Raw genomic sequence first — 11408 nt, forward strand, 5'->3', positions numbered from 1 at the left:
CCGTCGCTCCAACTCGGTGGGCGACGGACGTGTCACTGAGCATAGACGCTGTTCAGGACCTGGCCGGGCTTTGTTGCCTGACGGAGGGTTACTTTGCCCGGTCTTCGTAGCCAGTCATTTCCAGATAACCGCGCCCGGCATGGCTGCCACTGATCCTTACCGGGCCTTCCCAATAGGGGATTCGCAGGTTCATCCAGGCCTTGGGGTTGAGCGCGTCGAGATCGATGTCGAGGTGTTTGTCGGCAATGCTGATCGACCAGTTCACCGGCAGCGAGCGACCGGCGACGTTGGCCGTGTCGTGCGGCGTGAGTTGGATCTGCTCGCTGCGCAGGGTTTGCGTCTGGCCATCGGCGCCGATCCAGGTGCCGGTGAGGTACGGCGCACCCTCCTTCTGGCGCATGCGATAAAGCATCATGTGTTCGCCGCTGTCCAGGTGCAGAGAAAACCAGTCCCAACCGGTCTGGCTGGCAGTCAGCGGTTGGCTGCTCCACTCGCGATCAAGCCACGCGGGACCGCTGACGGTGTAGGTTTTGCCGTCGAATTGCAGCGTGCCGCTGGCCTGAAAAAACGGCTGACTGTAGTAATACGACGCCTGCCCTTCTGCGGATTTCTGGCTGAAACCCTTGTCGCCTTGCAGCACCAGCGGACGGCTGGAGGTGAGGTGAAGTTGATAGGCGAAGGATGAATCGCGCGCACTCAGTTGCAGGTTGGTCAGAGGATCAGCGGCCTGACTGGCAAACCGCCAATCGTCGATCCAGGCCTCGAACGGAGCGACCGTGACACCCGCCTGCCCCACGCCACCCCGCGCGTAGCGTTCGGCGGCGTGGTGCACCGTGCTGGAAGTCACCGCCGCGTGCCCCAGCCAAATCGTCTGACTGCCCCATCCTGCTTGTGCCGGGCCAGGTTTCAGGGCGCTACGAAACAGCGTCCACTGCACGCCGAATTCATTGCCCTGCGCGTCCTTGAGATTGGCCGTGACGTACCACCACTCGATACGAAAGCCCTCGTGCACGCCATGATCCGCCGGAAAACTGAACACCCGTCCCGGCACCACCGGCGTGAATGCCTGCGCCTGATTGCCCATCCCGGCAAAGCCCTTCTGCTCGGGCGCGGGCTGATCGCAACCGGCGAGCAGCAGCAGAAGCAGCGACCCAACGACGTTAATCCTCATGGGCAAACGTCCTCAACAGATCCGCCGGTTGCGTGCGGTACAGCGAATACAGTGGCCACGCCGATGCGAGCAAGGTCGCCAGCAACGCCAGCCCCATCAGTTGCAACAACTGCCAGGGGAAGACCCGTAACGGCAGGCGCCAGCCAAAGGCGTGCACATTGATCACCGCATCCAGGCACCACGCCAGCGCAATGCCCAAGGGCAACGCGAGCACCAGCGTGAGCACCGCCAGCAGCCAGGTCTGGCCAAGGTTGAGCAGCATCAACTGACGTCGCGTCACCCCCAGCGCCCACAACGGTGCGAGTTGGCCCAGACGGCTTTGGCTCTGGGTCAGCAGGCTGATAAACAGCGCCACACCGGCCACCGCCAGCGTCAGGCTATTGAGGGCGGCGGTGGCGGCAAACGTGCGCTCGAACACCTGCATCGACCAGCCTTTGAGCCGCGCCTGATCGACGATGCGACTGTCATCGAGTTGAAAACGTGCCTGCAGGGCGCTCAATAATGCGGGAATGTGTGGCGGGTCGATGCGCAGGTTGAAGCGGTTCGGCGTCAGTTGCGGCCAGCCGCGCAACAGGTGATTGATGTTGACCAGCAGATGGCCCTTGGGATTGCCGTAATCGGCGTAGATGCCAACGATGCGTGGCGACCACGTACCGTTCGGCGTGGGAATCGCCAGGTGTTCGCCGGCGCGGAGTTTCAGGCGTCGGGCGAGTTGTTCGCTGAGCATCACCGCATCGTCCGCGGCCAAATGGCCCCACGGATCGCTGCCACTGGCCTCGAGCAGCGGCCAGTGCTGACGATAATGCGCATGGTCGATCACCCCGAACACCTCCGCCGGCCAGCCTTGCAGCGTCACCGACACCTGCCAGTTGGGCAGCACCGCCGTGACGTTCGGTTGTTGCCTGAGCCAGCTGTACATTTCGCGCGACTGTGCCGGGTTGTTCGGATTGATGTACAACTCGGCGCTGAGGCGTTGTTCGAGCCAGTCATCGAAGGTCTGGCGGAAACCGGCGGTCATGCTGCCGGCACCGATGTTGGCCGCGAGCGCCAACAGCAACGCCATCAGCGCCAGACTCAGTGCCGGCAGTTGCTGGCGGCAGTCGGCGAGAAACCACTGACCGAGCACCGAACGACTGCGCCCGAGCAGTTGATTGAGGATCACGCTGAGCAACACCGGCAACGCCAGCGCCGCGCCGAGCAACAAGCCCGCCATCAGGACAAAACCGCTGGCCAGACTGTCACCGCGCATCAGCGCCACCAAGGCGATCAATCCCAATGCCCCGGCCAGCCAGCCCTGGCGTCGCAACCAGCGTGCATATTGCTGATGCCAAGCCTGCGGATTTGCCACCGTAAGCAGCGGCAACTTCGCCGCACGCAGCAAACTGTTTGCACCGGCCAACAAGGCGCCGAACAGGCTCAAACCGATGCCGCTCAACCACCACCAGGGACTCAGACGCAATTGCCCCGCCACTTCCGCGCCGTACAAGCCGCGCAGGCTGGCAGCGACATCCGGCAGCAACACGCTGGCCAGCCAGTAGCCGCTGATCACGCCGAACACGCCGCCGAGCAACGCCAGCACGCCCAACTCGACGATCAGACACGCAATCAACATCCGTGCGCTGACGCCACAGGCACGCAATGTCCGCAGCAAACCTCGACGCTGTTCCAGCGCCAGGCCGATGGCGGCGTGCACGATGAACAGCCCGACGACAAACGAGAGAAAACCCAGGGCATCGAGGTTGAGGTGAAAGCTTTCGGTCAGCCGCGCCAGATTGTTTTCTTCACCGCTGCTTTTGAGTTGCAGCAAGCCTTTGAAGCTGGCCGGTAACTCAGCGTGAAAATCCTTGGGCAGCAAAAGCCGCGAGAGCTGACCGGGTTGTTCCAGCAGAGTCTGGGCGACACCGATGTCCACCAACAGAACGCCCGGCGCCATGTCGTTTTGTGCCGCCAAGGGCGGCAGTTTCTGGCCACCGACCGTTTGCGGCGTAGCGCCTTCGGGCAGGTTCAGCGCCTGCAAGGTATCGGCAGACACCCACGTGCTGCCCGGAGGGCTGAAGAACTCGACAACTCGTTCGATCGGCAAACTTTGCCCGGCCACCGCTGAGTCCGCCGGCAGCGACACCGGCTCGATGCCCATCAGTTGCAGACGCTGGTTTTCGTGGCCCTTGAGGGTCACTCGGCCCTGCAACAGCGGCGACACCGGCCAGCCCTGACGCCGCAGATCGACGAACCATTGCTGCGCGAATGTCGCCCCGTTCGGCGATGCGAGACTGGCCTGCGGTTCGCCGCCGATCAGTTGGCTGGCGCGGGCATAACTGTCGCGCGCCTGACTGTTCAGCGCCTCGACGCCGGTCAGCAGACTGGTCGCCAGCCACAGCCCGGTCAACACGCTGAAAAACTGTACCGGGTGCCGACGCCAATGACTGAGCAGCGCCCGCAATGTTTGCCGGAAGACGTTCACATCAGGCGCCCGTTGCACAGCACCACGCGCTGCGCCAGTCGCGCCGCCACACGGGGACTGTGAGTGACCATCAATAATGTCGTCGGCGTGTCGTCGAGCAATTCGAGGAGCAACCTCAGCACTTCATCGCTGGTGGCTTCGTCGAGGCTGCCGGTGGGTTCGTCGGCCAACAACAGTTTCGGCTGCGCCGCCAGTGCTCGGCCCAGCGCCACCCGTTGTTGCTGACCGCCTGACAGTTGCTCGGGATAACGCTTGAGCAGATCGCCCAGCCCCAAGCGTTGCACCAGATGCGCCTGCCAACGCGGCTCGTGGCGCCCGGCCAGACGCGACTGAAACGCCAGATTGTCTTCGACACGCAGGCTGCCGATGAGGTTGAACTGCTGGAACACCAGACCGATTTCCGTGCGCCGCCAGTTGGCCAGTTGCGCTTCGTTCATGTTCTCCAGGCGATGTTCGCCGCTGCGAATGCTGCCGCTGTCGACCTTGTCGAGGCCGGCAATCAGGTGCAGCAAGGTACTTTTGCCGCTGCCGGACTCGCCCATCAGCGCCAGACTGCTACCGGGGGCGAGCGTCAGGTCGACGCCTTGCAGCACGGGCAACGGGCCTTGGGGGGTGAGATAACTTTTGCAGACGTTTTCAACACGAAGCATGCCGCCACCTGATCGGTCAGTGTGGGGCAAGAATAGCGGATGCCGCTGACCGCTCGGAATCTTCCGTTGGAAGCACTGGCCTCTTCGTGAGCATGCCCGCTCCCACAGGGAGATCGCATTTCAGAGGGTGGGAGGGGGCTAGCTCCCGAAGACGTCAGCTCAGCCAGCGCAAACCTTACTGCCCCACCGCCACATTGGTCGCCGCCTCCCCCGGCGTGACAATGCTCCCAAGATCAATATGCTTCCACTCAGGCTTGGCCCCCAGCCGTGCATTGAAGCGGTAGTTGAAGGTGAACGCATCCGCCGTCGGTACCGTCAGCGGTTTGCCGTACAGCGCTTCAATCCCCGTGAGGTCGTAGCCCATCAACTGCAACAGTGTCGGGAAGATGTTGTAGTGACTGGAGCGATCCTTGTTCACCGCCAGTTGCGCCTGCCAGTCCAGCGTCTGCAACTGATCGCCCTGAATCACCACCAAAGGCACCAGCCCTTCTTCTTCCACCGGGTCTCCGCCGCAGTGGGTATTCAACCCCGGATTGCCGCGTTCATGCAGATCCTGACCGTGATCGGAGGTGTAGATCATTACGGCGTTGTTCAGATTGGCCTGGGCGAACACCCGCGCAAAAAACTCGCCGACGTTCCACAACACTGTGTTTTTGTACGCGTTGCGATACAGCACCCAGTCATCCGGCTGGCCGTTGAAACCGGTGCGTTCGCCGGTGTCGGCAATCTCGGTGAACTGCCCGCGCGGCAAGGTCGGGCGATAGGCCATAAATGCATCGGGGTATTTGTCGTGCACCGGAAAATGCGCGCCGACCTTGTTGATCAGGATCAGCTCGGGTTTGCCGTCGTTGAGCAGTTCGATCAACTTTGCCGCTGCCGCCATGTCGCGGTCGCGCACGCTGGTCTGGTCAAACTGGACGAATTCGTCGATGTCCTTTTTCTCGGCATCGTTCATCAAGTTCTGCAGATTGCCACCGGTGCGCTGGGCGTCGATGTACACCGTGCGCATCCCGGCCTTCTTCGCGTACTGCCAGATCGACGGCAGCGTGCTGTTGATGCGCATGTAATCGGCGCGGGTGCCACCGTAGCGCAGGGTGACGTTGGTGTCGGCGCTGCAATTGGCGATGGACGCGGCATAACCGAAATTGAAAATCCCGACGCCTGGGTGTGCCTGCTTGAGGTTGCTGTGCACACCGAACGGCGCGTTGATGTCGAGGTAATTGCCGGAAATGCTTTCGTCGATGATCAGCACGATGTCATGCCCGATCGCCTCGCCGTTGCGCGCCAGCGTCACCGGCTCTCGCGGGCCGACGGTGTTGTGCAACGCCTCGTAGGCAAAAAGGTTGAGGTAGGCCAACGGCGTGTACATGATCGGCAACCCGCGCGCGCCCTCACCGGCTCTCACGAAGAGCACGGCACTGAGCAACACAACGCCACACAGCGGCGCTGCGACGCGCAAGCCATTCGGTATGCGCAGCGGATGCCGGGGTTTGAGACCGATCCCGAACAACAGGAGCAAGCCACTGAGCGCACCGTGGATGATCGCCTCACGGTACTGGTACGCCGCTTCCTGGATGAAACCACCGGAGTACACCAGCGAGACAAAACTGCTGTAGCTCAGGTAATCCGCCGTGACCCGCGTATAAACATCAAAAAACACCGCCGAGACAAACATCGCCAATGCGAATAAATGTCGGATGAGTGTCTGCCGTATATACGCCGTTAGATATAACGCTAAAGTTAGCGCCAAAAACATCACGCCAAAAAGAACGACAGCCAGACCCCAGCCGATAGCATTTAACCGATCAAGGTAATAATCGGAATAACGCAAAAGATAGATAACTAAAAGCAGCTCTTTCAAGTATCGAAACATGGCGAATCCGGGCGCTGGCGAACGCGGGCTGTCAAACGTCTGTCGGTCAAAATCTGACACTAGCAGCGGGCCATCAAAGCGCAAGAAATGGCCGACTTTCGCCTAAAGCGTCAAAATAATGTTGACTCAAATCTGACACACCTGGATTGCCAGAACCCTTTGTTCTCGTGGGTTTCGACCGTTTATCGATTTCTTCGAAATGTGAAAAACCTGTCAAGCACGGGGCAAACGCAGACACAGCAAGCACTTGATGGCCAATCGCCCCGAAAATGGGGGCTGTTATACACGTGCAACATGTCATTTTGCTGACACGCTTTTCTCTCCCTGCGCTATACCCCTTTTGACAGTTCAATTTTGATCTTCCTCCCACCGATTTACGAGGCGCGCCAATATGGACGTGAGCGTATTTGGTACGGGCTATGTCGGGCTTATTCAAGCGGCGGCATTGGCCGATGTAGGGCATCGCGTGTTATGCGTGGACATTGATCCGAACAAGATTAAACAACTGCAACAAGCGGTGCCGCCTATTAGTGAGCCGGGTTTATCGGCGACGCTGGAAGAAAACATCAAGGCCGGCCGTTTATTATTCAGCACTCAGGCCAGCGACGCGGTGGAACACGCGGAGCTGATCTTCATTGCCGTCGGTACGCCGGCCGACGAGGACGGTTCCGCCGACCTCAGCCACGTGCTCAATGTGGCCCGGCAGATTGCCGCACACATGGAGGCGGATCGCACGCTGATCATCAAATCCACGGTGCCGGTGGGCACGGCGGATCAGGTGCTGGCCACGGCCAACAGTGAATTGCTGCGTCGCGGCAAAACCGACCTGCAAGTGCGTGTGGTGTCCAACCCCGAATTTCTCAAGGAAGGCAGCGCCCTCGCCGATTGCATGCGCCCTGACCGCATCATCGTCGGCACCCGCGACGACGAAGCCCGCGAACAGATGAACGAGCTGTACGCGCCGTTCTGCCGCAACCGCGAAAAAATCATGTTCATGGACAACCGCAGCGCGGAGCTGACCAAGTACGCGGCCAACGCGATGCTCGCCACCCGCATCAGCTTCATGAACGAACTGGCCAACCTCACCGAATTGCTCGGTGCCGACATCGAAGCTGTGCGCAAAGGCATCGGCTCCGATCCGCGCATCGGTTACCACTTCATCTATCCGGGCTGCGGCTTCGGTGGCTCATGCTTTCCCAAAGACTTGCGCGCCCTGCTGCACACCGCCGAACACAATGGCATGCCGCTGAAACTGCTGCGCAGCGTCACCGACGTCAACGACGTTCAACGGCACATCCTCTTCAGCAAACTGAAAGCGCAATTCCCGCAAGGGCTGGCCGGCAAATCCATTGCGGTCTGGGGGCTGGCGTTCAAACCGAACACCGATGACATGCGCGAAGCCCCCAGCCGCTACCTGATGGATGCGCTGTGGGCCGAAGGCGCCAGCGTCCAAGCTTACGACCCGGAGGCCATGTCCGAGTGCCGGCGCATCTACGGCTACCGCGATGACCTGCACCTGTGCGCCACCCGCGACGACACGCTGGAAGACGCCGATGCGCTGGTGATCTGCACTGAGTGGAAAAACTTCCGCGTGGTCGATTTCGAGTTTCTCGCGAGCAAACTGCGCTCGCGGGTGGTGATCGACGGTCGCAATCTTTACAACCCGGAACACCTGGCCGCCGCCGGCCTGCATTACAGCGGCATCGGTCTGCGCCACATCGCCCCTGAAGGGCTGCGGTCATGAAAATCCTGGTCACCGGTGCGGCCGGTTTCATTGGTGCCCATTGCGTGCTGCGGTTGCTGCGCGACGGGCATTCGGTAGTCGGCCTGGACAATTTCAACGCCTACTACGACCCGCAACTCAAGCACGACCGCGTGCAGTGGGTGCGCGCGCAGGCCGGCGATTTCCAGCTCGCCACGGTTGACCTGGCCGATGCGTCGGCCATCGAAGCGCTGTTCGTGCGCGAACGCCCGCAAGTGGTGATCCACCTCGCGGCGCAGGCCGGAGTGCGCTATTCGCTGGAAAATCCACGGGCCTACATGGACAGCAACCTCGCGGGTTTCCTGAACATTCTGGAGAGCTGCCGGCATCATCCGGTCGAGCATCTGATCTATGCCTCGTCGAGTTCGGTGTACGGCGCCAATCAGCACACGCCGTACTCGGTGCATGACGGCGTCAATCATCCACTGTCGCTGTACGCCGCGACCAAGAAAGCCAACGAGTTGATGGCCCACAGCTACAGCCATCTGTTCGGCATTCCTTGCACCGGCCTGCGTTTTTTCACCGTGTACGGGCCGTGGGGGCGGCCCGACATGTCGCCGATCCAGTTCGCCCGGGCGATCACCGACGGCACGCCGCTGAAGCTGTTCAACTACGGCGAGCACCAACGGGATTTCACCTACATCGACGACATCGTCGAAAGCATCGCGCGCCTCGTTGACCGCCCGCCGCACAACCGCCCGGAGTGGGATCGCGAGCACCCCGACGCGGGCAGCAGCATGGCGCCGTGGTGCCTGTTCAACATCGGCGGGCACCACCCGGTGGAGTTGAAAACCTACCTGGCACTGATGGAAAAACACCTCGGCCAGAAAGCCATCGTCGAGCTGCTGCCCCTGCAACCGGGCGATGTGCTCAACACCTGTGCCGAGACCGATGATCTGGCCCAGGCCACCGGGTTCCAGCCCCGGATCGAGCTGGATGAGGGACTCGGGCGCTTCATCGCCTGGTTCCGCGACTACTACCCCCCTGCCTATCGCCCACGCGCCGCTCGCGGCTGAACATCAGCGGAGGACTGTATGACTGGACATGAGAAAGGTGTACCGATCCAACAACTGGTTCGCGACAAACGCATGGATCCGGAACAACGCATGCGCCTGGATGCGGCAATTCACCGCCAGGGTCGCGGCTGGTTCTCCGGGCGCGAGGGTGGCCGGCCATGGCAGCTGTCACGCACCAATCGAGTGGTGGCCTGCCTTGGTGCGTTGACCATTCTGGTGATGATTTCGCCGTTGTTGCTGGGTCTGGCACTGGCCATCAAGTTCACCAGCAAAGGCCCGGTGATGTTCGTGCAGAAGCGCACCGGCTACCGCGGCCGCAAGTTCGGCATGTTCAAGTTCCGCACCATGGTCTGCAACGCTGAAGAATTGAAAGAGTCGCTGCGTCACCTCAACAAGCACGGGGCCGACGCCATCGATTTCAAGATTGACCAGGACCCACGCATCACCGGCATCGGCAGTTTTCTGCGGCGCACCAGCCTTGATGAACTGCCCAACCTGATCAACGTAGTGACCGGCGACATGCGCCTGGTCGGCCCGCGTCCGACCTCGTTCAACGCCTATCGCTACAAGGACAGTCACCTCGCGCGTCTGGCCATCTACCCCGGCATGACCGGCCTGTGGCAGATCTCCGGACGCAGCAATATCGACTTCGACCAGCGCGTTGAGTTGGACCTCAGCTACATCGCCGAGCAGAGCCTTTTGCTTGATTTGAAGATCCTGTTGAAAACCCCCTTCAAAGTATTCAGCGGCCACGGAGCAAGCTAATGGACGGTTCAACCAATAAAAGTCTGAGCATCGCCAGCCCCAGCGAATCGAACCTGACCTCGACCGTGCTGGATCTTGATCTGCGGATCCTCTTTCTGACCGCCGCCAACCCCGGCGCCGGCACCACCACCAGCGCCCTGGCCCTGGCCAGTCAACTGGCGCAGATGAGCAGCGGCCAGGTGCTGCTGGTCGACGCCAGCCAGTCGGCGAGCAACCTCACTCAGCAGCTCAATCTGAGCAAGGAGCGCGGTCTGCGCGACCTGTTGTTCAGCGCAGAAAACCCGCCGCTGCTGCAGGACTGCGTGGTGCAGGTGTCGAGCCTGCCCTTCCACGTGCTGCCCAACGGCCGGCCGATCCGCACCACGGAACACCTGACCGCCGAACGCTTGAGCCCGTTGCTCGATCAGTTGGGCAGCCAGTACCGCTTCGTGGTGATTGACGGCGATGCGGTGTACTCCGCCGCCGACACGCTGGTGATCAGCACCCAGGTCGATGGTGTGGTGTTCGTGGTTCGCGCCGAAGACACGCGCTGGGAAGTCGCGCAGGCCGCCGTGCAACGCCTGACGCAGGCCGGGGCAAAAGTGGTCGGTAGCGTGTTCAACCGGCGCAAGTACTACATGCCCAAATGGCTCTACAAAAACCTGTAAGCAAACGCAAAGGATGACGCCATGAACGCCAAGATTCTTGTGCTGCTGATGCTGCCGCTTGCAGGCTGCTCAAGCACCTCCGAAACCCAGAACATGCCGGTGAATATCCTCACCGCCACCCCGGCCAACGCCCAGGCGACCGACATGCCCAAGGTCGAACAGACCCTGCGCCCGCAAGATGTGCTGGACGTGATCTTTCACATCAGCACCAGCGGCTCGGACGCCTACCGCGTGCAGTCGGGTGACCAGATCGGCCTGAACTTCACCGCTGCCAGCCAGCTCAACGGCAACCAGTTGGTGCTGCCCGACGGCACCATCGAACTGCCGGGCGCCAACACCTCGGTGAAAATCGCCGGGCTGACCAGCGATGAGGCACGCGAGGAAATCCAGCGCGCCTACCAGCGCAAACAACTGTTCCAGCCCAACCGCAATCAGTTGACCGTGCAGATCATCAGCCCGCTGACCAATGAGCAGAACCTGAAAAGCGCGCTCAACCACCCGGCCACCGGCATGAGCCGCGAGATCACCGTCGGCACCGACGGCTACGCGAGCTTCCCGGAAATCGGCGCCGTGCCGCTGCAAGGCATGACCGTCAATCAACTGGAAACTTTCCTCAACAAGAAATACGCGCAACTGCCGGGCCGGATGACCGTGGACGTGCTGCTCAAATCCACCGCTGGCAATGAAATCTATGTGCTGGGAGAAGTCGGCCAGCCGGGCTCCTACCCGATCCGCCGGCCGGTTTCGGTGCTTGAAGCACTGACCCTGGCCCGTGGCACCAACGTCAAGGCGCGCCTGGATTCGGTGGTGATCATGCGCCGCAACGGCAATCAGGTGCAGGCCGTGCGTTACGACGTCGAGAAAGCCCTGTCGGGCGAGGCGCCGCAAATCGCCTACCTGCAACCGGACGACATGCTCTACGTGCCGAAAACCAAACTGGCCAGCGCCGGCGAACTCGCCCGGCAACTGGCCGACGTGGTGCTGTTCCAGGGCGTCGGGTTCAGCTTCGGCTACCGCGTCGACAACAAAGACAGTAACAACAACTGACTCTCAGGTGACCGGC

General features: G+C 61.4%; 9 protein-coding genes. 5 read left to right on the top strand and 4 right to left on the bottom strand.

Annotation, left to right across the window (positions count from 1 at the left end):
* Positions 1-88: 88 nt before the first annotated feature.
* The 4 genes from F2P67_RS25345 to F2P67_RS25360 form a co-directional block, all read right to left on the bottom strand.
* Positions 89-1171 (bottom strand): lipocalin-like domain-containing protein, encoded by a 1083-nt coding sequence (locus F2P67_RS25345; RefSeq protein ID WP_166225299.1) that lies wholly within the window; start codon positions 1169-1171, stop codon positions 89-91.
* A complete protein-coding gene (locus F2P67_RS25350; protein ID WP_166225302.1) occupies positions 1161-3632 on the bottom strand; it encodes an FtsX-like permease family protein in 2472 nt (823 codons plus the stop codon). Before F2P67_RS25350 ends, F2P67_RS25345 begins: the two co-directional genes overlap by 11 nt.
* Positions 3629-4282: an ABC transporter ATP-binding protein gene (locus tag F2P67_RS25355; RefSeq protein ID WP_166225305.1), complete on the bottom strand. Its 654-nt coding sequence runs from the start codon at positions 4280-4282 to the stop codon at positions 3629-3631. The genes F2P67_RS25350 and F2P67_RS25355 overlap by 4 nt, the downstream gene beginning before the upstream one ends.
* 175 nt (positions 4283-4457) lie before the next feature.
* Positions 4458-6155, bottom strand: coding sequence for a sulfatase-like hydrolase/transferase (locus F2P67_RS25360; RefSeq protein WP_166225308.1), 1698 nt, complete (start codon positions 6153-6155; stop codon positions 4458-4460).
* Between the two features lie 391 nt (positions 6156-6546).
* On the opposite strand from F2P67_RS25360, the gene F2P67_RS25365 reads away from it, so the two are divergent.
* Genes F2P67_RS25365 through F2P67_RS25385 form a run of 5 tightly spaced genes read left to right on the top strand, consistent with a single transcriptional unit; the run spans position 6547 to position 11392 of the window.
* Complete coding sequence (locus F2P67_RS25365) at positions 6547-7899, top strand: UDP-glucose dehydrogenase family protein (RefSeq protein WP_166225311.1); 1353 nt, start codon at positions 6547-6549, stop codon at positions 7897-7899.
* Positions 7896-8933: an NAD-dependent epimerase gene (locus F2P67_RS25370; protein ID WP_166225314.1), complete on the top strand. Its 1038-nt coding sequence runs from the start codon at positions 7896-7898 to the stop codon at positions 8931-8933. Before F2P67_RS25365 ends, F2P67_RS25370 begins: the two co-directional genes overlap by 4 nt.
* Positions 8934-8951: 18 nt before the next feature.
* Positions 8952-9698: a sugar transferase gene (locus F2P67_RS25375; protein ID WP_166225317.1), complete on the top strand. Its 747-nt coding sequence runs from the start codon at positions 8952-8954 to the stop codon at positions 9696-9698.
* On the top strand, positions 9698-10345 hold the full coding sequence (locus tag F2P67_RS25380) for a CpsD/CapB family tyrosine-protein kinase (RefSeq protein ID WP_166225320.1): 648 nt from the start codon (positions 9698-9700) through the stop codon (positions 10343-10345). Before F2P67_RS25375 ends, F2P67_RS25380 begins: the two co-directional genes overlap by 1 nt.
* 21 nt (positions 10346-10366) lie before the next feature.
* Positions 10367-11392, top strand: coding sequence for a polysaccharide biosynthesis/export family protein (locus F2P67_RS25385; protein ID WP_166225323.1), 1026 nt, complete (start codon positions 10367-10369; stop codon positions 11390-11392).
* Positions 11393-11408: the final 16 nt, after the last annotated feature.

The sequence above is a fragment of the Pseudomonas atagonensis genome, from assembly GCF_011369485.1.
Classification (GTDB): Bacteria; Pseudomonadota; Gammaproteobacteria; order Pseudomonadales; family Pseudomonadaceae; genus Aquipseudomonas; species Aquipseudomonas atagonensis.